The sequence below is a fragment of the Floridaenema evergladense BLCC-F167 genome (genome assembly GCF_041929205.2).
Taxonomy (GTDB): domain Bacteria; phylum Cyanobacteriota; class Cyanobacteriia; order Cyanobacteriales; family Aerosakkonemataceae; genus Floridanema; species Floridanema evergladense.
On the sequence record NZ_CM171625.1, the window covers coordinates 3,325,050 to 3,349,687 of the forward strand.

The window sequence follows — 24,638 nt, forward strand, 5'->3', positions numbered from 1 at the left end:
AGCGAAACTCAAATTTCAAACTTATTGTTGCTCCTTTTCTTAATTCATTCAAAAAATAAGCTATCTCCTAAACTCGATTAATTTGATAATACCAGACTCATCAAACTCGGCGGCTAAACTCAGGATGCGAGCGCGAAAATCTTGATACTGTGAATTCATTTGTGCCAATCGTTTTGCTTCCTCTTCCACTGCCGTAATATCCCCAATTTTAATTGCTTTATAAAGAGTTTTCAACTCCTCTGAAGTCGGGAAAATAATCTCTTGTTGTTCCGGTTGAGTTTCGGTTTCTTTATTTTCATAAATCCACTGCAAATTCAGATATTTTTGCAAAAAAATGAGTAATTTTTCTAGGTCAATAGGCTTTTCCAAAAAGTCATTGCATCCAGAGGCGATCGCTAAACTTTGATCTGACTGCGATACACTGGCACTCGATGCTATCACTGGTAATTTTTGCGGATATAATTGACGGATTTCTCGCACAAATTCATAACCATTCATTTCCGGCATGGCAATATCGGTGATAATTAAATCTGCTGCAAATTCTGCGAGTTTTGTTAACCCCTCTCGTCCATTTTCCGCTTCTGCTATCAAAAATCCCAAAGGCTTTAAAAATTCTACTATCACCATTCGATTCACTTCTTTATCATCAACAATTAAAATTTTCTTCCGTTCACCTTCGTAATTAATAATCTTACCTTTTTCCGATGAAGCAGCAGTATTTATCCATTCATTAGACAAAGGTAAATCTACGTCAAACCAGAAAATACTTCCCACTCCTAATTGACTGCTGACTTGAATTTTACTGCCCATCATGGCAACAATTTGACTACAGATAGTTAGCCCTAATCCTGTTCCTTCGGCGCGTCGATATTGAGAACCAACTTGTTCAAATGGCAAAAAGATTTTAGCTAATTGTTCAGGACTCATACCGATGCCTGTATCTTGAATAGTAAAGCGGATTTTACTAGTATTTGCTTGTTGCTTTAAAACTTCCACTTTAAAAGTAACGCTACCGCTATCAGTAAATTTAATCGCATTTCCTAATAAGTTAAGTAAGACTTGCCGCAGTCGTTTTTCATCAGCAATTACCCCATTTGGCAAGTTTTCTACTTCCACAAAATGGAAAACAATATTTTTGTTATCCGCCCTAATTTTAGCGATTTCAACTACCCCAAATAAAAAAGAATGAAAATGCAAATTTTTGGGAAGTAATTCCATTTTTCGAGCTTCGATTTTCGCCAAATCAAGAATATCGTTAATTAAAGTCAGTAAATGATTTCCTGCTTGTTCAATTACTTTAATTCCTTTGTAATGTTGATTCAGATTATCAGATCTTTGCATGATTTGAGCATAGCCAAGAATACTGTTTAAAGGTGTGCGTAATTCGTGGCTCATATTGGCTAAAAATTCGCTTTTGGCTTGATTGGCTTTATCTGCGGCTTCTTTGGCTTTTTGCAATTCTAGATCGGTTTGTTTGCGATCGCTAATATCCGTATGTGACCCTACCATACGTATCGGTTTACCTGTGCTATTATCTCGCACTACTACTTTGGCACGGGACAAAATCCACAGATAATGACCCTGTTTATGACGCATCCGAAATTCAATATGAAAGTTTTCTGTTCTACCCTCTAGATGGTCTTGAATTGCGCTTTTTGCCTCTGGTAAATCATCGGGATGAACTAAATTTTCCCAACTGTAAAATTCGTTAGGAATTTCGCTGTCTGAGTAGCCTAACATCATTTTCCACTGAGGAGCTAAATAAACTTGATTGGTGGAAATATCCCAATCCCAAATACCATCATTGACACTTTTATTGACTAATTGCAAACGTTCTTGACTAATACGCAAAGCTTCTGTGCGTTCTTGTACTCGCTGCTCTAGGGTATGAAACAATTCATTTAGTTGAATTGCCATTTGATTAAAGGCACTAGCAAGAGTGTTAAGTTCCGCAATTTTTCCCCCTGAAACTTGTTGATCTAAATCTCCTTTGGACATTGCTTCTGCGGATTGGACGAGACATAAAATTGGTTTAGAAATCCAACGTGAGGTGTAAATTCCTAGCATAGTAGCAATAACCAAAGCAGCGAAACAAAGTAAGATTGTGATGCGGGTATTGGCGTTAATGTGAGCCATGAAGTCTTTTTCTGGCACAACAATTACGATTAGCCAATCTAAACCAAATTTATCTTTGTAGGGTAGGACTTCTAAAAATAGACGATCGCTCCCCATTTTAAAATCCAATTGTTGTATCCCTTGAATTTGTTTCAAGTCTGCAAAGTTTTTTAGTAAATATTGAGCAGTTCCTTTGGTTAAAGGATCGCGACTTTCCCATGCCTTTAAACGTTCGACTTTCCCCTGATGCTTGCGAAACGGCTTTTCATTGCTGGAAGTTCCCACCAATAAACCTGAACGTTCCATAATAAAAGCTTGTCCAGTTTCGCCAATCTGCAAACTTCTTAAAAAATCACTTATCTGCGACAAAATAAGATCTGCTGTCATAATTCCCACTAACTTTCCTTGGGAATTATAAAGGGGACGATCGGCTGTGATTGCTAATTGTTGGTTTTCAATATATGTGTATATGTCCGTCCAAATTGGTTTTCTTGCTTTAGCGCCTGTTTTATACCAATCACGTTGTCGAGGGTCATAATTTGGCACTCGTTCTAATTGTTTTAAACGTTTACCTTGTTTATCTACTCTCCAAGTGTTGTAGTTGTAACCTGTTCTGCGATCGGATACTTCTAAAATAAAAGAATTATTTGCCTGTCTTGTCACTCCAACATATTCTCCCTGTTCCGTCGCCAAGGCAACATTACTAACTTTATTAAACTGCTGTATTTGGGAAAAAAAGTAACGTTCTAAACTAGGAAAATCATTAACATTCAATACCCCAAGACGTAGCGCATCGGCATTAATCTTTGTCACTAGATGGGGAGTTTCTAAATAAGTATTCATAGTTTGTTGAATACGTTTGGCTAATTCACCCCGTAGCTGGGTTGCCAAATCATTCACTGCCCTTTGTCCGTTGCGTAAGGAAAGCCATCCCGTTAATCCCACTGCGGCAAAGATTTGCAATACAAAAGGAACAATTAAGATTGAGCGTAGCTGTAATTTCATATTCCTGCTTACAAATATACTTTACCTGTTCTATTGTGACATTGGGCTTATCATAATTAATACTTAGCTAATCGTACCAGAAAATTAAGCGGTTGTTTGCCAGATAATGGGACGATCGCCAATTTGCTAAACTAAAATATTCCTAGTCTAATTAGTAAATCAAACTTATGAACGCATCGAGACAAGAAACTAATTCGGGGTTGGGATTAGCGATCGCCACTCTAATCGCCATCTTTGCCACCTTGATTGTTAACATCCTATCAAACTTCTTCCCTCCAGAAGGCAAAAATATTGGGGAAATTGCCAACACAATTTTACAAGGTGTACTCATAATTCCTGCCAATTATGCCTTTGCCATTTGGGGATTAATTTACTTAGGATTAATCGCTTACAGTTTTTATCAATTTCGTCCTTCCCAGCGTTGGAGATCTACCATCCAACAAGTTAATGCTTTAGTAATTCTTGCCAGTTTAGCGCAAATTTTTTGGGTATATTTGTTTACTTTGCAGTTGTTTTGGCTTTCCGTAGTGGCAATGTTAATTATTCTCTTGCCATTAATTAGAATTTATTTGCTATTAAGAAGTAGCAGATTTCAAGTATCACGCGAAAGAAGATGGTTTGCCCAAATTCCCTTTAGTATTTATCTAGCTTGGATTTCTGTAGCAACAATTGTAAATATTGCTTCATCGCTTTACATTTCAGATTGGGACAGATGGGGGATTAATGATACTGGATGGACTGCAATTATGCTGATTATCGGTACAGTTATTGCTGCTATTGTTGCTATCCAAAGAGGAGATATTGCTTTTATATTAGTGTATGTTTGGGCTTATGTAGCAATTGCTGTGCGTAATTTTGCTAATCCTGTAATTTGGATTACTGCGTTAGTCAGTGCGATGATCTTAGTAGCGCTACTAATTACCTTCAAAGAACTTCCAAATTCTATGGAAGTTAGTTCATAAATAATATTTCAAAAAGGAGTTTTTGTTTGAATAGATAAACTCTTTCTTAAATGGGGATGCTGAAAACAAATTTCTTTGGCGTGTAAATGTAAACGATTTACATTAGCATTACAGCCATAAAGTCGATCGCCTAAAATCGCCATTCCTAACCCCTGAGAATCAGCAGCATGAACCCTAATTTGATGAGTACGTCCTGTCACCGGAAAAAACTCGATGCGAGTGTAATTCCCTTCCCTAGAAATCACCTGAAAATGAGTTACACTCGCTTTACCATATTGCCAATTAACTGTCTGAAACGGGCGATTTTCTGGATCTCCCCAAAGCGGTAACTCGATCGCACCTTTGTCAATTAACAAAACACCAGAAAGCACAGCTTCATAAACTTTCCGAACTTGTCTTTGCTCAAACTGTTGACTCAAAAGGCGATAACTTTCTCGGTAACGTGCTAACAACAAAACTCCCGAAGTTTCTCGATCTAAACGATGCACAGCAGTCAGCATCATTCCATCTAGTAACAGTTGACGCAACCGACTAATTACACTATCTTGGTTATAGCTGTAACGTCCTGGTACAGAAAGTAATCCCGCAGGTTTATTTACAACAATTAACCATTCATCTTCGTAAAGAATCTCTAAATTTTCCCTTGCTTTTCCGGGAGTCATTCCCGATAGCAAAAAACCCATTAATGGCTGACAGCGTTCTAAACAAGCACCATAAAATTCCCCAGCAATTTTATCCCCATTCACAGAACTTTTCCCCCACCAAAACTCAGCCATTGCCAAAGGTTTTAGATTATGTGTTGCAGCATAATGTAAAAGTTTTGGGGCGCAACAATCACCCGTTCCAGTGGGTAAACCTCCCGGTATTAATTGTTGTAAAGTGAGAGATTTTCCCGAAAAATTAGTTAAGGAGTAAACAGCGTGCATTTGTGTTTGTAATTGACGAGATAGTTCTTGACGCTGCTTTTTTAATTCCCGAATTTGGGCATCAGCTTGAGTAATTAACTGTTTAATTGGTTGTAAAACAGCATCTCTTTGGTGTTTGAATTGTCGTTTTTCAATTCCTTCTAAACGACTTTGATTATTGAGTTCTTCTAGAGCTTGGTTTAGTGCTTCTCCGGTGAGAGTTTGGCAGAGAAGTTGGCGTTTTTCTTGGCGTTGTTGTTTAGTTTGTTGGTGACGATCGCACATTTCCCCCAACTTCCCCTCAAATTCACCAAACAACCTTTCATACTCTTGTCTTTCCGGGAGTTGCTTCAGCCTAATTAATTCATTTTTAATTTCTGACAATTGCTCTAAAGTGCAACTTTCTTCTAATAATAATTCCTCCCTTCCCGGAATAGGTGGAACCCAACCTTCTACCAGACTACAACCATTAAGAAGTCCCGAAAAAGCTTTTAAAACTCCTAGTTTGTTATTGGATAATTCTACGATTAATATGCCATACATTTTGCCTTCACGAGAAAAGCGATCGTCTGTCTTCAATTGTTGCATTAAACTTTTGGCGATCGCTTCCGCTAACGGCGTGCGAGGTAACTTCAATAAATCCCCAGTTTGAGAACAATATCCTTGATACCAATAACTAATAGATGAATCACTGACAGCGAAATTGCTATGTGTAAAATCGGCAAGTTGATGAAGAATTACCATATAACAGTGTGTGACAGCTAAGTAATAATAGTTTAGATCGGGTGGTAGGGAAAGCGATCAAAAATGTTAAACAACGGCAAAATTTAATAGAAGCTAACTTAGAGGATTTATGAGGGTGCGATCGCTCAATTGTTTGCGTTTCCAACCTTGACAATGTTTGTTTGTAGCGATCGCATCTTCGCACAAAATCAAGATAGTCAAATAGTCGATTTTGGACTATTCTAAAATCGACTATACCCTTCTTCTAGAGAAACAGGAGGGGGGATGAAAAAATCTCTCTTTTCAGAAGATTACAAATGCTTTCTGAATTTACTGCGTGAAGCACGAGAGCGTGCTGGACTCACTCAAGAACACAGGATTCAAGGCAGTATGAGCTTGGAAGAAGTCCGAAATTTACTAAAGCGAATTGCTCAAAACTATGAGAATGAAGGCTTGGTATAATTACAAACCTGCAACAGCTAACCTAGCTTTTTTGGCAAGTTCTCTTGCTTCTACACGATCGCTAATAACTTTCTTCACCATTTCTGTAATTTCATGACACAATTCCTCAGATTTAGGAATTGGTAGAATAAGTTCATTAATTCTTTCCCCAAGACTATCAATAATGTCTTGTGTGAATTGCTTAGACTTTATTTGACGTTGCACAACTGGCGAACTCAGAATAGCTAACAATAGAAATGGATTTAAACCTAAATTATTCGCCATTGTCCGAATTTTATATAAATGACTTTGATAAATTATTTCTCGATCGTACTCAGTGACGATCGCACAAGTCCCAATCAAATAACTACCATCTTTAACCATCAAAATATCATTCACTTGAACATCTTGCTTTCTTTTAAAAGATTCAAATATTTTTCGGTCAACTCCATGCTTAGGATCTGCCTTTAACTCCCAGTTACTAATGTCAGAAGTTCTGATAAATGGAATATCGCCAGTACCATAAGAAAGTTTACCCAGTTCATCACCTGTAGACACCTTTAAAATTCCATCTTTCACAAGTTGCCCAAAGGTCAATAAGGTATGAGTGTTTTCTAAAGATGCTAAATTTTCATTAACTTGGGGATCGTAATATCTCGGACATAATACATTTGATTGAACTGAATCAGCATCGACCAAAAAACCCAGAGGAGATTTAGTAAAAGGTTGATTTTCTTGCAAAAGTTTCAGATTTTCCGCAATTTTAGGTAAATCATTATTAGGAATAGTTCTGGCGCGAGAATCTTGACCACACCACTTAGCCTCAGCCATAAAAATCAAATTATTTTGCTGTGAATCTTTACCCTTTTTTTCAGCAACTAAAAGACAAGTTTTTGTATGTGTACCTCCTTTACCTGAAGTTTTAAATAATGCTTCAGGCATCCCAATTACAGCTTGAATATTACTCTTTTCTAAAATATACTCAACCACGTATCTGTAAGACTTATTAGACAAAATGCTTTCAGGAAGAACTATACCCATTCTTCCCCCTTCTTTCAACAAAGACAGACATCTTTCCACAAACAAAACCTGTGGAGGTACTTGGCTTCTAACTTCTGTTGTCGGACACCATTTGTCCAGTTGGGAATAGAATTTCCATTTCCGAGCTAATTGAAATTCTTCTAATACTTCAGGTTTAGCGGCAACAATGCGAACCCCAAAAGGTGGATTAGCTAAAACCACATCAAAACCTTCACTTTCTGCTTTGTTCCGAATTAGAGAAAGACCGTTTTGTAATGCCAGACTGTCTCCACATAAAATATTTGGATGTCCGCCTGTTAATAGGGAGATGTGAAGTTTTGCCAGATTAACTAAATATTCGTCTTTATCAATTCCCCAAAAATTCTCAGTAGCAAAGTGAGAAATTTCTGATGTAGACATTCCTTGTTGATACCAGTAACGAGCGACTGAAGTCAAAAAACCTCCAGCACCACAAGCAGGATCGATGATTGATTCTCCTGGTTTTGGAGCGACTGCTTTTACTAGTAAATCAGTAACAGAACGAGGGGTAAAAAATTGACCGGAACGACTTCGTGATTCACTTCCGACAAAAACTTCAAAGGCATCAGCGATCGCATCACTTGTTCCATCAATCAACGAAAAAGAACAATCGCTAACAACTCTATAAATTGCTTCCGTATCTAAAATAATTTCCGAATTTGAGTCATAAATATCGGGAAAATCTTCGCGAACTTGGGTAAAAACAGCCCGAATTGTGTTTACATAATCTACGGAATTCATCTCAGCTTGAGGCGCACAAGCAAGCCCTAACTCGATGTAAAGCTTGCAGAATAAACATTTCAGAAGCTCATCTAAAAGAGTTTCATCACGAGTTGCGCCAACAAACTGCCCAGCTAAATAATTACGAAGGTTTCTGAATATTTCTTTAGGTGTGCCTATTCCCAGAAATAATGATAATTGCCTCACATCGGCTTTGACTGAACGTTTTGGCATAGTTTATTTACATTTACATGATCGATTTTAATAACATCAATCTGTTAACGACGACAAATAATGTGTTATTCGACAACAACTGTCGGTTAACAAATTATTTGTCGTCTTAACTAATTAATGTCGTCCAAGTTTACAAGCTTGTAACCCTTGCAAAATAACGCTTTCAGCCATTTTAACACTATTCGGCTTCATGTGGGAGATTTAACATTTTAATTGTCCTTTTTTAGCAAAGTAACACTTTACCCGCATTTCTCACAAACAATAAAAAATCAATTTACATATAAAATTAAACATTACAAAACCGGGCTTAGATAAAACCAAGCCAAAGCATCATTAATTAGAGACTTAGAAAATGCACCTTGACTTTAGATTAAGCGGTATTTGGGAGCATTTTTAAGCATCTGTAAGCAGCAGCAAAGATATGTTTGTACGGACAAGAGCTAGTAATCGCAACTAAAATTCGCCCGGCGCTTACAGTAATCAATGCGCCTAGTTAGTGCTGACAAAACCGTGAAACTGTGGGATACCTCCACTGGAAAGGAAATTAAAACCCTCACCGGACATACAAACTGGGTTTATGGAGTCAGTTTCAGTCCCAATGGGAAGTTGCTGGCTACTGGCAGTGCTGACAAAACCGTCAAACTATGGGATACCTCCACTGGCCAGCAAATTAAAACCCTCACCAGACATACAAACTGGGTTTATGGAGTCAGTTTCAGTCCCAATGGGAAGTTGCTGGCCACTGGCAGTGCTGACAAAACCGCCAAACTGTGGGATACCTCCACTGGCAAAGAAATTAAAACCCTCACCGGACATACAAACTGGGTTTATGGAGTCAGTTTCAGTCCCAATGGGAAGTTGCTGGCCACTGGCAGTGCTGACAAAACCGCCAAACTGTGGGATACCTCCACTGGCAAAGAAATTAAAACCCTCACCGGACATATAGACACAGTTTGGGGTGTCAGTTTCAGCCCCGATGGCAAGCTACTGGCTACTGGCAGTGCTAACAACACCGTGAAACTGTGGGATACCTCCACTGGCAAAGAAATTAAAACTCTCACCGGACATACAAACTGGGTTAGGGCCGTCAGTTTCAGCCCCGATGGCAAGCTGCTGGCTACTGGCAGTGCTGACAACACCGTGAAACTGTGGGATACCTCCACTGGCAAAGAAATTAAAACCCTCACCGGACATACAAACTGGGTTTATGGTGTCAGTTTCAGCCCCAATGGCAAGCTGCTGGCTACTACCAGTGGTGACAACACAGTGAGACTGTGGCGGTTAGATTTTGATTATTTAGTCAAAGAAGGTTGCAATTACATAGACAATTACCTCATACCTAATCCTAATGATGAAGAAGCCCAGGAAATTAACAGAGATTTATGCAAGAAGCTTTGATATTTTTAGAGGGAAAACTGCATAAAAACCCCCTGTTTACTCCTATATAACAATCAAACCTTTCCCAAACCCCTTATCCACCATCAACCATGACAAACCAAACCCCCAACTTCTACGCCCTCCTCATCGGTATCGATTTCTATTTCCCCCATGAGTTACCCGATGGACATTACAAAAACCTGCGGGGATGCGTCCAAGATATTAACCACGTCGAAACCTATTTAAAAAATACCTTCAACCTCACCCCCGACCAAATTATAAAACTCACCGCTACAGCTTCCGACAATCCCAATCAACCCAAAGAACCCCCAGAACTCTTACCCACTTATGAGAATATCGTTGCCAAATTCAAAGAACTAACCGCCAAAGCACAATCGAAAGATCAAGTATATATTCACTACTCCGGTCACGGCGGACGGGCGAAAACAATTTTTGAGAATATCAAAGGTTTTGGTGCTTTAGATGAAGCCTTAGTTCCCACAGATATCGGTCAACCAAATTCCCGCTATTTGCGCGACATAGAATTTGCCAAACTCCTCGCAGAAATGGTGAAAAAAGAATTAGTTATCACCCTCGTACTCGACAGCTGTCATTCCGGTGGCGCAACCAGAGAAATGAGCGGAGATTCCAGAATTCGCGGCGAAGGTTTTATTGACAACACTCCCCGACCAACTGATAGTTTAGTTGCACCGCTTCACGAATTAGCTCAAAATTGGCAAACTTCCACTGGAAATAGCCGTAACATGACCGTCGTCAATGGTTTGTTACCAACACCCCAAGGTTATACCTTAATAGCAGCTTGTCGGGATAATGAATTCGCTTATGAAGATGTTTTTGAAGGAACCGAACGCAACGGCGCTTTAACTTATTTTTTACTAAAAGCTTTGCGAGAATTTGGCACAAGACTTTCTGTAGAAGACCTATATAATCATATCTCTAATTTAGTTTACGATCGCTTTAACCAACGACAAACGCCAATGTTGATAGGAGAGACAGAACGCACTTTCTTTGGCGGTCGATCGATCGTTGTTAACCGTAATGCTCCGGTAATGAAAGTAGATATTACCAAAAACCGAGTTCAACTGCAAATGGGTGAAGCTAGCGGTATCAAAAAAGGGGCAGAATTCGAGATTTTTAAATTCGGCACCAGGGATTTTAAAGACAGTGAAAGCCGCATTGCAACGGTTAAAGTAGTAGAATTGGGAGCATCGGACTGTTGGGCAGAAGTAACACAACTATTTGGTTTCAGAACTATCAATAATAAATTAGCAGAAGGAATGATTGAAATAGGTTCACCTGCTGTATATTCATCGCCAGGGGTGAAACAAATTCGCAAAGTTCGCGTCCTTATCCCTGATTCGTTACCGCAATTTTCTGGTATAAATCTAGCATTACTTCCGGCTATCCTCCAAACTAAAAAAGAAGAAGTTGAAGGTCATCGCTGGATAGAATTCTGTTCGGAAACAGAAAAAGATGAAAACCTTGATTATTTTATTTCTCTTAATTGTGAAGGGGAATATCTGATTTTAGATGTTCAAAAAAAAACAATCAAAAATGTTCGTTCCCCTATCAAAATCAATGAACCTGAAGCACCGAAAAGACTAATTAATCGATTAGTCCATGTTGCTAGATATCAGAGTATTTTAGATTTGGATAATGAGGACGCTTTTGCTCCCTTAAATGGTAAAATCAAAGTTGAATTACTGAAATCTGTCAAACGGCAACTTGTAGTTGTGAATACTGGGGATAATGTTCCAGTATTGGAAATAGACGACTCGGTTGTACTGCGAATTTCTAACCAATCTAATCTAACTGTAAATATTACCGCATTGATCCTTCAGCCAGATTTGAGTATTCAAAAATTGTATCCCGAATTTGCGCCATACGAAGTTGTAGAACCTGGACAATACAGAGAAGCTGAAATAGAACTCTCACTGCCAGAAAATTATGAGGAAGGGGTAGATATAATTAAAGTATTTGCTACTTTGGATGGAACCAATTTTCAATTGTTAGAATTGCCAGCATTAGACCAATCTCGAAAAGGTTTTGGTAATCAAAAACCGACTAATGCCTTGGAGGAATTATTGGCAGCTGTTGTGGATGAAAATTCGCCCCAAAGGAATATGAAGGTTGTAACTTCTGCTAGTAAGAAATGGACGACGGAAAAGGTGGAAGTGGTGGTGAAAAACAGTGTAGATTAATGAAAAAACAGGCTTTCTCGTACTCCTGGTGGAAAACTCTGGTTTTGGGCACTGGTGACTAAGATTCCTGATAAATCAAGCATTCTCCGACTTTATCAGGTTTACTTACCACTACATTTTGGCAAATTTTTCTATTAATTTGGCAGTTGGTGGAAGATTACGATCGCTAATCTTCCATAGTAAATCAGGGCGGGTTTTGATATTAAGTATTAATGGTAAAAATTGACTTACTATAGCTAAACTCGCCCCTACTACTTACCGAAATCGAATTTTAATTTAACTTAACAAATTAATGTCGCTTTTTTAGAAAAAGAGTTTATAATCATTTGCATTATGGGAATTCATTTAGGCTTTGATGCACCAAGTTCTCAAGTAGTTGCTTTAGCATTGCGCCATGCAATTTTACCGAAGAAGTACGATGCTCAATTCAAACTCCATTTTGAGTGGGGAACTTATGGCGTACCCGAAAATATTTTTACAGATGGGGGAAAGGAATTCCGCTCAGAACATTTGAAGCAGATTGCTGTGCAACTGGGAATTGATTTGCATTTACGCGATCGCCCTCCTGAAGGCGGCATAGAAAAACGCGGATTTGGAACAATTAATACTGATTTTCTCGCAGGATTGTACGGTTATTTAGGTTCAAATATTCAACAACGTTCTGAGAAAGCAGAATCGGAAGCTTGTATTACACTCCGGGAATTACATCTATTACTGGTGCGATATATTGTTGATAATTACAATCAACGTCTTGATGCTAGAACTAAAGACCAGACTCGCTTTGAACGGTGGGAAGCAGGATTGCCTGCTCTACCAAGTTTAGTTGAGGAAAGGGAATTAGATATTTGTTTGATGAAAAAAACTCGCCGCACTATCTACAAAGGTGGGTATTTAAGTTTTGAAAATCTCATGTATCGAGGTGATAGTTTAGCGGCTTACGCTGGCGAAAGCGTCATTCTCAGATTTGATCCTAGAGACATTACAACTGTTTGGGTATATGTCTTGGGGACAACGGGAAAAGAGGAGTTTCTTGCTGCTGCTCATGCAATGGATTTAGAGACGGAGCAACTTTCTTTTGAAGATAATAAAGCTGCTAGTCGTAAACTGCGTAAGGCAGGGAAGGAAATTAGTAATAAATCTATTTTGGCAGAGGTGCGCGATCGCGACTCTTTCATTAAGCAAAAGAAAAAAAGCGTTCAAGAGCGGAAGAAAACAGAACAAGCTCAAGTACATCCAGTTTATGAAGCACCGAAAACCGTTAATTCAGAGCTAGCTGAACCTTTATCAGAAAAGACTCCAGTACCACCTAAAAAACCTAGAGTTTTTGATTACGAACAGCTTAGAAGAGATTACGATGATTAGGTTTCAAAACCAAGTGAGGTTTTGTTACTAGGAAATTGGCTTTCTCGTGCGATCGCAAATTTTTCATCATAAGAAGAGGGATAAATTTAATGACGGATGAGTTACAAAGATGGGTGCAGAGTTTATGGGGAGAAGAACCAATTCCCAAGGAAATAAAATCAGAAATTGAGAGATTAATTGCTGCCAAAGTTATTGAACTCGATCATTTCCAAAAAATACATCAGTGGTTAGATACCCTTCGTTTAACTAAGCAATGCGGTCGAATTATTGCACCTCCGAGAACTGGTAAGTCGGTGACTTGCGATGTCTATAGACTGCTGAATAAGCCAAAAAAAAGACCCGGACGGCGCGATTTAGTTCCGGTTTTGTATATGCAAGCGCCGGGAGATTGTTCCGCAGGAGAGTTATTAACTTTAATTCTTGAGTTACTTGGGTACGATGAAACTTCCGGGAATCTTAGTCAACTTCGACGACGGGCATTAAGGCTGATTAAGGAAGCGAAAGTTGAAATAATTATTATTGATGAGGCTAACTTCCTCACATTGAAAACTTTTAGTGAGATTGCCCGGATTTATGATTTGTACAAAATTTCGATTGTTTTAGTGGGGACTGATAGCTTAGATAGTTTGATTAAAAGAGAAGAGTATATTCACGATCGCTTTATAGAATGTTACCACTTAAAGGTATTGTCAGAAAACCAATTTCCCCAGGTAGTCGAAATCTGGGAAGAACAAATTGTCAATCTACCAGTCCCTTCTAACTTGACTAAAAAAGAAACTCTAATGCCTTTGTATCAAAAAACTGGAGGTAAGATTGGTTTGCTTGATCGCGTAGTTAGAAAAGCTGGTCTTCTTTCTTTGAGGAAAGGTTTAAATCATATCAACAAACAAACCTTAGATGAAGTTTTGGAGTGGTTTGAGTAATGGAAACAGTGGATAAGCAACCGCGATTGATTGAAATCGAACCACTAGAAGGTGAAAGTTTAAGCCATTTTTTAGGGCGCTTTCGTCGGGCTAATTATTTAACTACCACTGGACTGGGTAAGCTGACGGGATTAGGCGCAGTGATCTCCAGATGGGAAAAGTTGCTTCTTAATCCGTTTCCGACGCAGCAAGAGTTGGAAGCGTTGGCTAATGTGGTTGGGATTGATGTTGCGAGACTTGCCGAAATGCTGCCACCAAAGGGCGTGGGGATTAAACACAGACCGATTTTATTGTGTGCTGCCTGTTATAGCGAGTTTCCTTGGCATCGGATTGAGTGGCAGTTTAAGGATAGATTGGGATGCGATCGTCATAACCTCCGCTTATTAGCGATATGCACTAACTGCGAGACTCCTTTTCCTGTACCAGCAAACTGGGTACAAGGGGAATGTCAACATTGTTTTTTACCGTTTACAACAATGGCGAAACGTCAGAAACTCGTTTGACAGAACTGAAAGATTGCATCGCGCTTCTCTCCTAGATTGTGGCTTCAAAGGGGCTAGATGATATTTACGACCTGTTGTAGGGAAAACTAGAAAGGTAGAGCGATCGCGCAGCGTGCCGTTGTAAGAAATCGCCCACACGCTAAAAATTAGGTCAGCAAACCTGAAGGGGTGACAACTCTCTGTCAAACCCTTACTGCGTGCGGGTTTGACAGAGAGTTGTCAAAAAAAGATAGGTCTGTTATTCTCAACAAGACCTAACTAATGAAAAAAATGAACTTATTACCTGAATTTTACACCCAACACTTAAAAACCCAACTAAAAAAAGCCGAATTTTTAATTTTGTTGATCTTAGTTGTAATTTTACAAAAACAAAGATGGGTGAGGTTAGAAGAATTAGCAAGTCTATTTCCGCAAAAAATTCTATTTGAGAGCCGTCGGAAAAAATTACAAAGATTCCTCTCGTTACCGCACCTAACAATAGAAAGGATTTGGTGGCCGTTGTTTAGTTATTGGCTAAATAATAATTTTCCATCAAAGTCAGTATTATATCTGGCTATTGATCGGACACAATGGGGAGTTGTTAATTTAATAGTAGTGAGTCTAATTTATCAGAAAAGAGCCATACCTATATATTTTGAAGCTCTACCAAAATTAGGGAATTCAAATGTAGAAAAACAGATAGCAACACTGTCTAAAGTCTTGCCCTTATTAGAGAATTACACAAAAGTAGTTTTAGGTGATAGAGAATTTTGCGGTGTAGACTTAGGCCAATGGTTACAAAGCCAATCACAAACGTACTTTTGTCTGCGCTTACGAAAAAATGAATATGTTGAATTGACTCCAGATAATTGGGTTCAACTACAAGAATTGGGTGTAGCTCCGGGAGTTTCTATTTATTTAAAAGGAGTTAAAGTCACTAAAAATAAAGGATTTAACCCAGCTAATATTGCGGGAAAATGGAAACGTAAATACCGGGGATGGTCAGTTGAGGAAGCTTGGTTTATCTTGACTAATTTTCCAGATTTAAAGCAAGCTTTATCAGCTTATCAAAAACGCTTTGGTATTGAAGAAATGTTTCGTGATTATAAAAGTGGCGGTTATAATCTTGAATCAACAGGTGTGACTGGAAATCGCTTAATTTCTCTAATTATCTTGATTACTTTGGCTTACAGTAGCGCCATTATGTCTGGGGAAAAAATCACCAATAAAGGTGTAGCTAAATATGTAGGTAGAGTGAGAGAACCAGGCAGGAAACACCGTCGCCATAGCAACTTTTATATTGGTATTCACGGCTATGAATGGACTGAATCTTTAACATTCTTTGCCCAACAAACTGCTCAATTAATGTCTTTAAGCCCACATAAATTGCCATATTATCAACGAGGTCGAAGAGCCGAAAAGCTTATCAAATCTACCTTTGCGCTTTAGTTGTCGCCCCTTCAGGAGAAACACCAGAATTTTCGCCCTTTTGCTTTTATGAGTAATGGGGATATGACGTTTTTCTGGGATGTCGGGATTGAAAATAAGCGCCAGGTAGCGGGTTTCTTTTCCCTGCGAGACTTACAAAATTTACTCTACATCCGCCAGAATAAAGTTCCACTAAAAGAGTTAAGTGTTAATTTAGCGATCGCAAATCGTACCTACCAACAAGAAGGGATTCAACGAGTCAGCGAACGGTTTGACAATGGACATCGACGGGCGCTGATAGTGATGGCAACGGGAACAGGAAAAACGCGCACCATTATGGCGTTGATTGAATTGTTTCTGAGAGCAAATCAAGCGCGGACGGTGCTATTTGTGGCAGATAGAGATGCTTTGGTAAAGCAGGCATTAGATGAGAATTTTAAGGTTTATTTGCCCAGTGAGCCACGCGATCGCATTCGTACTTACAATATTGATTACAGTAAGCGGCTGTATGTGGGAATGCTGCAAACACTAATTAAGTGTCACAAAAAGTTTACTCCTGGCTTTTTTGATTTAGTGATTTTTGATGAGTGTCATCGATCGATTTATAACCAGTTTCGGGAAGTGGTGGAATATTTCGATGGGCGAATTATTGGACTGACAGCGACACCAGCAGATTTTATCGATCGCAATACCTTCCAGGTTTTTCACGGCTTCGATAATATCCCTAGTTTTAATTACCCCTATCGTGATGCTGTTGCTGAAGGTTATCTTGTTGATTACAGTCTTTATCAGGCACAAACTCATTTTCAAAGAGAAGGGATTCGTGGGGCAAATCTTTCGGAAGAAGATCGCAATACATTAATTCAACAAGGTTTAGATCCTGATGATATTGATTACGAGGGGACTGAATTAGAACGTTCTGTTAGCAATCGTGATACATTGCGGCGACAGTGGGCGGAAATCATGGATGTTTGCCACAAAGATGAATCGGGGCAGTAAGCTGTTACGCATTTAAATCACTTATTAAGATTGCAGGGGAGCAGGGGGGCAGGGGGGCAGGGGAGAGAATTAGACGAATTTTCTTCTGTTTCCAAACAATCCAATTTAAATGCGGAACAGCTTATCCTGGTAAAACTATTGTATTTGCTGTGACTCAACCCCATGCCATGCGGTTGGCAGAAGTGTTTGAGCAAATGTATCCTCAATATCCCGATATGGTGCAGGTAATTACCTCGAAAATGGAACGTACTGATGATTTAATTGACCGTTTTAAGAAGGAGGAAATGCCTCGGATTGCCATTTCGGTCGATTTGCTTGATACCGGGATAGATGTGCCAGAAGTCGTTAATTTGGTGTTTATGAAACCCGTCCATTCGATTATTAAAATGCAACAGATGATTGGTAGGGGAACTCGCAATAATGACGCTTGTCGGTATTCTCATCGCCTCCCCAACGGGCGGAAAAATGAGTTTTTAATCATCGATTTCTGGGAAAATCAGTTTGATAAAGACCCCAGTGAGGAAACGGTTGCCCAAAACTTGCCTGTTACGGTAAAGATTTTTAACACTCGCTTGAAGTTGCTGGAGTTTTACCTAAATAATCAAGAATCAATAGACTCTCAGCAGGTAATTCGAGATTTGCGGCAACAGATTGGACAGATTCCCTTAGATACTTTTAGCGTTCAGCAGGTTTATTCTCAAGTTGAGGAAGCTTGGCAAGATAGTTTCTGGCGATATCTGACTAAGGTTAAAATAGATTTTCTCCGCACTCAGGTTGCGCCGTTACTCCGGTTTGTGGCGGGGGTAGATGTGGCGGCGGCGACGTTTACGAATAAGGTGGAACGGTTGAAGCTGGAAATTGTTACAGGTGATGTCAATGCAGGGACGGTGCAATCGATCGCAGATGATGTAAGTTATCTACCAGATTTCGTCTATCAAGATTCCCAGTGTCGAGGTTCGATGGATCTCTGTTTGTCCTCTAAGCTAAGAACGGCGACACCGGAACAGTTAAACCGCATTATCGCAGATTTGGCGAGTCAGATGAGGAATCGGCGATCGCGTCCTAGTTCGTTTGTCGAGATTGACTTGCGCGATCGCATTGCCGTTAGCGGTTATATTACTTTGGGAGAAGGGGGAGAACAGGTTTATATTGAGGAATACCGTCAGCGCGTTGAGGGGAAAGTGTCAGAAATTGTGGAAACTCATCCCACTATCGCCGCTATTCGCAACGGGGAAGCGGTGACAGACTTGCAACTGGTGGCGTTAGAACGAACTTTGCGGCAAGAATTGGGTGGGGGAAATGTCCAGTTATCCGAGTCGAATATTCGCAAAGCGTTTAATTTGAAAGTTGAGAGTTTATTGGCGTTTTTGCGAGAGTTATTGGAGATTGAAGGTTTACCAGATTATCAAGAAATCGTCAGGCGGAATTTTGAGGAATTTATTGCTCAACGTCAGTTTAATGCAAATCAAATTCGGTTTTTAAGGGCGGTGGAAAATGTGTTTTTGAAAAAGCGGCGTTTGGAGGTAGCAGATTTGTATGAAGAACCATTGGATCGATTTGGTGAGGATGCTGTGGAACGATGGTTTAGTGAGGAACAGGTGGATGAGTTGATTGAGTTTACCGAGCAATTGGTGGCTTAGGATTATATTTAGGGCTATTCTAGTTATGGAACCTGATAAAGAATTTGAAAAAACAATTGATGCAATTAATGAGCTTCATAAAGGAGAACGTACAGTTTTAGCCTGGAAAATAGGAGAGCAAATATCCAAGCTATATAACTTGTCCAAACAAAAATCTAGAAATAAATTTTTTAAATCTATTGCTGAAAAAATTCCTTACTCGGAAGACGTAGCGAAAAAGTATTATGAAATTTATAATATTTTTTCTTTAGAGGTGATTAAAGCAGTAAAAAGCATACTACTTGGTCATCTCTATGAATTGATTAAGATGCCTAAAGAAGAAAGAGAACTTTTTTTAAGAGCTTTAATTTTAGTTGAAAATAATGAATATATCAAAAAGCAAAACTTAAACCTAACAGATTATTATCAAGTTAATCATATCACGATAATTAATAATCTTCGCAGTCACTACTCATCAAAATTCCAAACCCCAGAACAGATTGAAGCATATATAGTGAACGAACTTATAGCTCCTCAAGTTAGAGAAAAATTAGACAAAGGAAAATTAAAAAATAAAAAGCAAGGGAACCTAATTAAAACTAATAAATTTCCACCTTTACTTCACCCTTATGAACCAACGCAAGAGCATGATTTTTTAGGTTTTTTTTGTACGATTTTTTATTTGATAGCCAACAAAGAATTCAAATTCACTTTAAAACGTGAGACAATGTATTTTTATAGAATTATAACTATCCAGAAACCGTTTCCTGATATGGAAATTGAGTGTGTCAGGTGTGATAAAAATGGTAAGGAGATAGGAGGATACCCACTATCAGTTGAATTAGAATATGAAAGCCGGGAATATTTAGAACATAAACACCATCGAGATCCAAATAAGTCCTGCGAAATGATTATATGCTGGAACAATAATTGGGGCAATGAAAAGCCTTACGTTCATATACTATCAATTAAAGAACTGTTAGAAACAGGTGAAATGAAATTGCATCTCTAGCTTAAAGATAACTTTTGAGAGGATAAAATCATGGATACAATTACAGAAGTATTAGAAGCAAGAAAACAAGCTTTATTTGAGGCTATCGAAGAATTAACTGATAAGAAACTTGCAAGCGTTAACTCATTAGTATATTGTATCAGCTTTATAGAAAGCTCTATCAATAGTTTTGATCCTTCCAAAGTTATAAATGAGTATAAACCGGACTTTTACCAAAGTTTACCAATGGAGCGGATTGCGGTACAAGGAAATAACTTAATCCCAGAAGAATTTGAACATTTAGATGATTCTAATGATGCTATCGAAAGTTTTCCTCAATGTAAAAGAATGAACGGATATATAAGGAGTCAATTATTCATTGCTTTGATAGCAGAACTGGAAGACTACTTTAGCCAGCTATTGAAGTTAATATTGCTTGCATATCCTGAAAAACTACAAAGCGCTCACTTTGATGTAGCTCAAATTCTTAAACAAGAGAATGCTTTAGTTTTAATTGAGGAAAAAATTAATAATAAAATCAGAAAGAAAATGTATGAAAAGCCAAGGAACTATTTGAATTTCATTAAGACAACTTTGGACGAGGAAACAACATTAGAAACGTTATTGAATGAACAAAAAATATACAATAAAGAACCAAGTAAGCAACAAAAGAGTAAGTTAGCATTAGATTCACTTATAGTAGAATATGGAGAAATGAAAGCTAGAAGAGATGCAGGAATACATAACAATTGGGTAAAGAACGATAAGCTGTTAATCATTTAAATAGGGTAAAATGGAAAAGTCAACCGAGCAAAATGAGTCAGGGAATGCCAGCAAAGAATCATCTGAGTTTAGAACAAGTAGAGAAGCTACAAAAAGCCCTAAAAGATGAAGAAAATGGAAACATTAGAGAAAGAATTCTGATGTTACTGTTGCTAAATGATGGAAAAACTCAAGGTAAAATAGCGGAATTTCTGGGCTGTTCAATAAATAAAGTATCTTATTGGTGCGTACATGGAGATCCAGATAATCTGGAAAGCCTAGTGGATGAAAGGATGAAGGGGAATCATCAAAAAGCCACAGATAAATATAGAGAAATATTATTAGAGACAGTAGATAAAGAACCCAAAGAATTAGGATACGAATTTGGCAGATGGACAGCAGAAAGATTAGCAACATATTTAGCAGAAACGACAGGAATAAAATTAAGTGGGTCGCAAGTTAGGAGAATATTAGAGAAAAAAAAGTTCGTTTACCTCTGGGCGAAGTACAGCTTAGAGGGAAAGCGAGAGCCGGAAAAAAGAAAAGAATTTAAAAAGAAGATAACCGAATATTTAAAAATAGAAAAAGATAACCCAGAACGTTTACAAGTATGGTTTTGGGACGAAAGCGGTTTTAGTTTAAGCGTGATAAAAAGAAAGAATTGGTGTAAGAAAGGTAGCCGAAAAGAGGTGAGGGGAGAGCGAAGAAAGGGTCGGATTAATGTAATGGGAGGGCTGAGGTATTCCGACAAGAAAAGGTTTGTGGAGTTTCTGGATAAAAGCAATTCAGAAAGTTTTTATCAAGTGCTAAAACTGTTTTATCAAGAATTGATTGCTGAATGGGTAGCTGCTGGCAATGAAGCCGATGAATTTGCGGAAAAAGGAGCCAAAATAGTGATAATTCTAGATAATGCTAGTTTCCACAAAAAAGCTGAATATCTCCAGAAAATTGCTGCCGAAATGCCCAATATTCATTTAGAGTTTCTCCCCAAATATAGCCCGGATTATAACTTAATTGAATTAGTTTGGCATTCAGCAAAAGAATTTATTGCTAATCGACTATTTAAATCAATCGAAGAATTAGAATATTTATTGCATCAACTTTTAAATGAAGGACAGTTAATTATTAAATGGGAGCGAAAACTTAAAAATAAAGGTAATGCTCTTATCCCTGTTTAAATGCTTAACAGCTTATCTACAAAGAAAAAGTATTGGACTTGGGTGGAACCCCCGATAATAATGATTTTCTTGGTATTGGAAAAGAATATTTTATAAGATCCCAAAAAACTGCTGTTGATTTAATAGTTAAGTGTTTCACACTTTGTAAACTTAAATTAGCTCAATCTACTTCTAATTAAAACTGCTAATGCTCACTGACCCGGAACTAAAATCGAAAGTTGATACAATTTGGGATAGATTATGGTCTTCGGGACTGTCTAACCCGATGGATTCTATTGAACAATTCTCCTATCTCCTATTTCTCAAACGTCTGGATGATGCAGAGAATAAACGAGAGAAACAGGCAAAGCTGCGTAAAAAAGAATTTGAACCGCAAATTAAACCAGAATTGCGCTGGTCGCATTGGATTAATTTTAAAGCAGACGAGGCACTTAAGCACGTTCGAGATCGAGTTTTTCCTTGGTTGCGAACTGCGGGAACTGAGGGGAGTTCTTTTGAGCGATATATGCAGAATGCTGAGTTTAAAATCAGCAAAGCGGGGACGCTTATCGAAGTTTGTAACCTGATTGATGCACTGAAAATCTCGGAACAAAATCAGGATGTTCAGGGAGATTTGTATGAGTATTTGCTAAGTAAATTAAACACTGCTGGACGTAACGGACAGTTTCGCACCCCTCGCCATATTATTAAGATGATGGTGCAGATGGTTGACCCCAAACCTCAAGATAGAATTGGGGATTTAGCGGCGGGTACTTGCGGGTTTTTGGTGAATGCTTTTGAGTACATTTTACAGCAGCATAGCGAACCGGATGAACGGGGAAAACCGCAGTTAATTGGCGATTTACTGGGTGATGAAGAACGGGAATTTTTACAAAAGGAGGCGTTTACTGCTTACGATAATGATGCCGGGATGACGATGTTGCGGATTGGTTCGATGAACCTGATGCTACACGGCATTAAGCACCCGATTTTTCTATATGGATACGCTTTCTAAGGCGTTTCAAGATGAGAAAAGTTTGGATGTGGTGCTGATGAATCCCCCGTTTAAGGGCAAGATGGATGAGTCGGATATTAACCCCACTTTGCCAACCAAGTGCAAGAAGACGGAATTGCTATTTTTGCACTTAATTTTGCGGGTGTTGGATATGGGGGGACGCTGTGCCGTCATTGTACCGGATGGGGTGCTGTTTGGTTCGAGTAAGCAACACCAGGAAATTCGCAAAAAGATCATCGAAGATAATCGCCTCGATGGGGTGGTGTCGATGCCTTCCGGGGTGTTTAAACCTTATGCCGGGGTTTCGACGGCGGTGTTGTTGTTCACTCGTGGGGGAACGACTGACCGGATTTGGTTTTATGATATGGAGCATGATGGGTTTTCGCTGGATGATAAGCGGCAACCTGTGGCAGAAAATGATATCCCGGATATTTTGAACTGTTGGAAAAATCGGTTTAATCAGGAGTTTACTGCTAAAAGAGAGCAGCGTTTGGCAGAATTGAAGGCAGAGATTGCACCCTTGAAGGCGGAACGGTTGAAGCTGTTGAAAGAGGTGAATCGTTTGACGTTTGAAAATGCCATTGCACCCGCCGATGATGAATTAACTCGCCTCGCTTTGGAAACGGATCAAAATCGGTTGAATCAACTGCATGAACAAATGGCTCCTTTGCAGGCGGAAATCAATCAATTAAATCGTCAGTTTTGGGTGACAAAGGCACAGGTAAAAACCAATAAATACGACCTTTCAGCGAGTCGCTATCGTCAGATAGAACAGGATGAAGCCTTTTATGAGTTGCCACAGGTGACGATGGAAAGGTTGCTGAAGTTAGAGCATATCATGGGGTTGGAAGTGAGGGAGTTGATGAGTTTTATAGATGAAAAATGAAAGTTAGAGAAGTTATTAAAATGTTAGAAGATGATGGTTGGTATTTAGCCAGAACAAAGGGCAGTCATCGTCAATTTAAACACCCAGAAAAAACTGGAACGGTCACAGTGTCAGGTAATTTAGGCGTTGATATGCCATTGGTACGCTAAAAAATGTTTTGCGGCAAGCTCAACTGGAAGAGGAGGAAGAGTAATGCGTTATGCGGTTGTAATTGAAAAAGGTGAAACTAGTTACGGCGCTTATGTTCCCGATTTACCTGGATGTGTAGCTGTAGCTGAAAGTTTAGCAGAGGTAAGGAATTTAATTAAAGAGGCGATCGCATTTCATCTCGAAGGTTTACAAGAGGATGGTTTTTCTATTCCCGAACCTGTCTCTATTTGCGAATATGTGGAAGCATAAAATTATGATTCGCCAGAAGTTACTATGGAGAGGTTGCTGAAGTTAGAGCATATTATGGGGTTGGAAGTGCGGGAGTTGATGAGTTTTATAGATGAAAAGTAGCGTTATGCTGTTGTTTTTGTGAAAAGAGTTAGTAAAAAAATATTGAATTGGTAAATGAGTTATGAACACGCTAAATATTTCGCTGCCTGAATCAATCCAAGCTTTTATTGAGCAACAAGTGGCAAAAGGAAACTATGGTACAGTTAATGACTATATCCTGCATTTAATTAGTCAAGAACAAGCAAAGATTGCGCGAGTCGAGTCCCTATTATTAGAAGGATTGGATAGTGGTGAATCGATCGAACTAACAGATGAGTGGTGGGAGACAAAACGCTCTCAATTAGTTCAAGGAATACAGGATACACAGGAATGACGAAGAGGATTTTCATCACACCAAAGGCAAGTCAGGATATAGATAAAATCTTTGCTTACATTGCCCAAAATAACTCTGATGCAGCTTTGCGGTTTTTTGACGCAGTACGTCAGACATTAGCTAGATTAGCTCAAATGTCTGGTATGGGTCGCCTATATCCAGTAAATAATCCCCGTTTGGAAGGTTTGCGGAAATGGTCAGTTAAGGGATTTGAAAACTATTTAATTTTTTATTTAACCTTTGAGGAGTATATTGAAATTGTGCGAATTCTTCACGCTGTACGGGATATTGAGACAATTTTGGAACAAGAAGAAGGCGAATAAATATGACATTTCCGCGAGGCGATCGCATTTCATCTAGAAAATTTACAAAAGTCTCGTCTTCAAAAAAATTAAAATGGCTATATCATTATTAGAAAAGAAAACGATTGAAGAAGT

The 24,638-nt window shown here is 38.7% G+C and carries 21 protein-coding genes and 1 pseudogene; 19 read left to right on the forward strand and 3 right to left on the reverse strand.

Going from position 1 to position 24,638, the window contains the following annotated elements; translation table 11 throughout:
* Positions 1–60: 60 nt before the first annotated feature.
* Positions 61–3,120 carry an ATP-binding protein gene (locus ACE1CA_RS16100; protein WP_413281981.1) on the reverse strand — a complete coding sequence of 1,020 codons (3,060 nt, stop codon included), beginning with the start codon at positions 3,118–3,120 and terminating at the stop codon, positions 61–63.
* Between the two features lie 167 nt (positions 3,121–3,287).
* Between ACE1CA_RS16100 and ACE1CA_RS16105 the strand changes: the two genes are divergently transcribed.
* Positions 3,288–4,082 (forward strand): tryptophan-rich sensory protein, encoded by a 795-nt coding sequence (locus ACE1CA_RS16105; RefSeq protein ID WP_413281982.1) that lies wholly within the window; start codon positions 3,288–3,290, stop codon positions 4,080–4,082.
* Between the two features lie 8 nt (positions 4,083–4,090).
* Here the strand turns inward: ACE1CA_RS16105 and ACE1CA_RS16110 are convergent, their stop codons facing one another.
* Positions 4,091–5,731 (reverse strand): RluA family pseudouridine synthase, encoded by a 1,641-nt coding sequence (locus tag ACE1CA_RS16110; protein ID WP_413281983.1) that lies wholly within the window; start codon positions 5,729–5,731, stop codon positions 4,091–4,093.
* Between the two features lie 264 nt (positions 5,732–5,995).
* Between ACE1CA_RS16110 and ACE1CA_RS16115 the strand changes: the two genes are divergently transcribed.
* Complete coding sequence (locus tag ACE1CA_RS16115; RefSeq protein WP_413281984.1) at positions 5,996–6,172, forward strand: hypothetical protein; 177 nt, start codon at positions 5,996–5,998, stop codon at positions 6,170–6,172.
* On the opposite strand, the gene ACE1CA_RS16120 is transcribed toward ACE1CA_RS16115, so the two are convergent.
* Positions 6,173–8,164 (reverse strand): N-6 DNA methylase, encoded by a 1,992-nt coding sequence (locus tag ACE1CA_RS16120; RefSeq protein ID WP_413281985.1) that lies wholly within the window; start codon positions 8,162–8,164, stop codon positions 6,173–6,175.
* 510 nt (positions 8,165–8,674) lie between these two features.
* On the opposite strand from ACE1CA_RS16120, the gene ACE1CA_RS16125 reads away from it, so the two are divergent.
* From ACE1CA_RS16125 to ACE1CA_RS16205, 17 genes and pseudogenes are all read left to right on the forward strand, one after another.
* The gene (locus tag ACE1CA_RS16125; RefSeq protein ID WP_486517400.1) at positions 8,675–9,562 is read left to right on the forward strand and encodes a WD40 repeat domain-containing protein; all 888 of its coding nucleotides are present in this window, start codon (positions 8,675–8,677) and stop codon (positions 9,560–9,562) included.
* Between the two features lie 89 nt (positions 9,563–9,651).
* On the forward strand, positions 9,652–11,763 hold the full coding sequence (locus ACE1CA_RS16130; protein WP_413277427.1) for a caspase family protein: 2,112 nt from the start codon (positions 9,652–9,654) through the stop codon (positions 11,761–11,763).
* 333 nt (positions 11,764–12,096) lie between these two features.
* Positions 12,097–13,125 carry a Mu transposase C-terminal domain-containing protein gene (locus tag ACE1CA_RS16135; protein WP_413277428.1) on the forward strand — a complete coding sequence of 343 codons (1,029 nt, stop codon included), beginning with the start codon at positions 12,097–12,099 and terminating at the stop codon, positions 13,123–13,125.
* An 89-nt stretch (positions 13,126–13,214) separates the two neighbouring features.
* Positions 13,215–14,048 (forward strand): TniB family NTP-binding protein, encoded by an 834-nt coding sequence (locus tag ACE1CA_RS16140; protein ID WP_413277429.1) that lies wholly within the window; start codon positions 13,215–13,217, stop codon positions 14,046–14,048.
* Positions 14,048–14,551, forward strand: a complete 504-nt coding sequence (locus ACE1CA_RS16145) for a TniQ family protein (protein ID WP_413277430.1) — start codon at positions 14,048–14,050, stop codon at positions 14,549–14,551. The genes ACE1CA_RS16140 and ACE1CA_RS16145 overlap by 1 nt, the downstream gene beginning before the upstream one ends.
* A 270-nt stretch (positions 14,552–14,821) precedes the next feature.
* Positions 14,822–15,979, forward strand: a complete 1,158-nt coding sequence (locus tag ACE1CA_RS16150; RefSeq protein WP_413280415.1) for an IS4 family transposase — start codon at positions 14,822–14,824, stop codon at positions 15,977–15,979.
* A 63-nt stretch (positions 15,980–16,042) separates the two neighbouring features.
* Positions 16,043–16,957 (forward strand): DEAD/DEAH box helicase family protein, encoded by a 915-nt coding sequence (locus ACE1CA_RS16155; protein WP_413280845.1) that lies wholly within the window; start codon positions 16,043–16,045, stop codon positions 16,955–16,957.
* 149 nt (positions 16,958–17,106) lie between these two features.
* Positions 17,107–18,597, forward strand: coding sequence for a type I restriction-modification enzyme R subunit C-terminal domain-containing protein (locus tag ACE1CA_RS16160; RefSeq protein WP_486517401.1), 1,491 nt, complete (start codon positions 17,107–17,109; stop codon positions 18,595–18,597).
* 25 nt (positions 18,598–18,622) lie between these two features.
* A complete protein-coding gene (locus ACE1CA_RS16165; protein ID WP_413280846.1) occupies positions 18,623–19,588 on the forward strand; it encodes a hypothetical protein in 966 nt (321 codons plus the stop codon).
* 30 nt (positions 19,589–19,618) lie between these two features.
* The gene (locus ACE1CA_RS16170) at positions 19,619–20,350 is read left to right on the forward strand and encodes a hypothetical protein (protein WP_413280847.1); all 732 of its coding nucleotides are present in this window, start codon (positions 19,619–19,621) and stop codon (positions 20,348–20,350) included.
* 44 nt (positions 20,351–20,394) lie between these two features.
* Complete coding sequence (locus ACE1CA_RS16175) at positions 20,395–21,507, forward strand: IS630 family transposase (protein ID WP_486517970.1); 1,113 nt, start codon at positions 20,395–20,397, stop codon at positions 21,505–21,507.
* A gap of 187 nt (positions 21,508–21,694) precedes the next feature.
* Positions 21,695–22,501 (forward strand): type I restriction-modification system subunit M, encoded by an 807-nt coding sequence (locus ACE1CA_RS16180; RefSeq protein ID WP_413281777.1) that lies wholly within the window; start codon positions 21,695–21,697, stop codon positions 22,499–22,501.
* The gene (locus tag ACE1CA_RS16185; protein WP_413281778.1) at positions 22,485–23,387 is read left to right on the forward strand and encodes an HsdM family class I SAM-dependent methyltransferase; all 903 of its coding nucleotides are present in this window, start codon (positions 22,485–22,487) and stop codon (positions 23,385–23,387) included. Before ACE1CA_RS16180 ends, ACE1CA_RS16185 begins: the two co-directional genes overlap by 17 nt.
* Positions 23,384–23,580: pseudogene (locus ACE1CA_RS16190) on the forward strand (type II toxin-antitoxin system HicA family toxin). The gene ACE1CA_RS16185 and the pseudogene ACE1CA_RS16190 overlap by 4 nt, the downstream one beginning before the upstream one ends.
* Positions 23,580–23,786: a type II toxin-antitoxin system HicB family antitoxin gene (locus tag ACE1CA_RS16195; RefSeq protein WP_413281780.1), complete on the forward strand. Its 207-nt coding sequence runs from the start codon at positions 23,580–23,582 to the stop codon at positions 23,784–23,786. The pseudogene ACE1CA_RS16190 and the gene ACE1CA_RS16195 overlap by 1 nt, the downstream one beginning before the upstream one ends.
* A 163-nt stretch (positions 23,787–23,949) precedes the next feature.
* Positions 23,950–24,201, forward strand: coding sequence for a ribbon-helix-helix domain-containing protein (locus ACE1CA_RS16200; protein WP_413281781.1), 252 nt, complete (start codon positions 23,950–23,952; stop codon positions 24,199–24,201).
* A complete protein-coding gene (locus ACE1CA_RS16205) occupies positions 24,198–24,524 on the forward strand; it encodes a type II toxin-antitoxin system RelE/ParE family toxin (protein WP_413281782.1) in 327 nt (108 codons plus the stop codon). Before ACE1CA_RS16200 ends, ACE1CA_RS16205 begins: the two co-directional genes overlap by 4 nt.
* Positions 24,525–24,638: the final 114 nt, after the last annotated feature.

What these genes read in the sequence shown, in the direction of transcription:
- ACE1CA_RS16135 (WP_413277428.1), top strand. Translation starts at nt 12,097, where the DNA reads ATGGGAATTCATTTAGGCTTTGATGCACCAAGTTCTCAAGTAGTTGCT.
- ACE1CA_RS16155 (WP_413280845.1), top strand. Translation starts at nt 16,043, where the DNA reads ATGACGTTTTTCTGGGATGTCGGGATTGAAAATAAGCGCCAGGTAGCG.
- ACE1CA_RS16105 (WP_413281982.1), top strand. Translation starts at nt 3,288, where the DNA reads ATGAACGCATCGAGACAAGAAACTAATTCGGGGTTGGGATTAGCGATC.
- ACE1CA_RS16110 (WP_413281983.1), bottom strand. Translation starts at nt 5,731, where the DNA reads ATGGTAATTCTTCATCAACTTGCCGATTTTACACATAGCAATTTCGCT.
- ACE1CA_RS16130 (WP_413277427.1), top strand. Translation starts at nt 9,652, where the DNA reads ATGACAAACCAAACCCCCAACTTCTACGCCCTCCTCATCGGTATCGAT.
- ACE1CA_RS16145 (WP_413277430.1), top strand. Translation starts at nt 14,048, where the DNA reads ATGGAAACAGTGGATAAGCAACCGCGATTGATTGAAATCGAACCACTA.
- ACE1CA_RS16170 (WP_413280847.1), top strand. Translation starts at nt 19,619, where the DNA reads ATGGATACAATTACAGAAGTATTAGAAGCAAGAAAACAAGCTTTATTT.
- ACE1CA_RS16205 (WP_413281782.1), top strand. Translation starts at nt 24,198, where the DNA reads ATGACGAAGAGGATTTTCATCACACCAAAGGCAAGTCAGGATATAGAT.
- ACE1CA_RS16175 (WP_486517970.1), top strand. Translation starts at nt 20,395, where the DNA reads ATGCCAGCAAAGAATCATCTGAGTTTAGAACAAGTAGAGAAGCTACAA.
- ACE1CA_RS16100 (WP_413281981.1), bottom strand. Translation starts at nt 3,120, where the DNA reads ATGAAATTACAGCTACGCTCAATCTTAATTGTTCCTTTTGTATTGCAA.
- ACE1CA_RS16195 (WP_413281780.1), top strand. Translation starts at nt 23,580, where the DNA reads ATGCGTTATGCGGTTGTAATTGAAAAAGGTGAAACTAGTTACGGCGCT.
- ACE1CA_RS16200 (WP_413281781.1), top strand. Translation starts at nt 23,950, where the DNA reads ATGAACACGCTAAATATTTCGCTGCCTGAATCAATCCAAGCTTTTATT.
- ACE1CA_RS16180 (WP_413281777.1), top strand. Translation starts at nt 21,695, where the DNA reads ATGCTCACTGACCCGGAACTAAAATCGAAAGTTGATACAATTTGGGAT.
- ACE1CA_RS16150 (WP_413280415.1), top strand. Translation starts at nt 14,822, where the DNA reads ATGAACTTATTACCTGAATTTTACACCCAACACTTAAAAACCCAACTA.
- ACE1CA_RS16185 (WP_413281778.1), top strand. Translation starts at nt 22,485, where the DNA reads ATGGATACGCTTTCTAAGGCGTTTCAAGATGAGAAAAGTTTGGATGTG.
- ACE1CA_RS16115 (WP_413281984.1), top strand. Translation starts at nt 5,996, where the DNA reads ATGAAAAAATCTCTCTTTTCAGAAGATTACAAATGCTTTCTGAATTTA.
- ACE1CA_RS16165 (WP_413280846.1), top strand. Translation starts at nt 18,623, where the DNA reads ATGGAACCTGATAAAGAATTTGAAAAAACAATTGATGCAATTAATGAG.
- ACE1CA_RS16120 (WP_413281985.1), bottom strand. Translation starts at nt 8,164, where the DNA reads ATGCCAAAACGTTCAGTCAAAGCCGATGTGAGGCAATTATCATTATTT.
- ACE1CA_RS16140 (WP_413277429.1), top strand. Translation starts at nt 13,215, where the DNA reads ATGACGGATGAGTTACAAAGATGGGTGCAGAGTTTATGGGGAGAAGAA.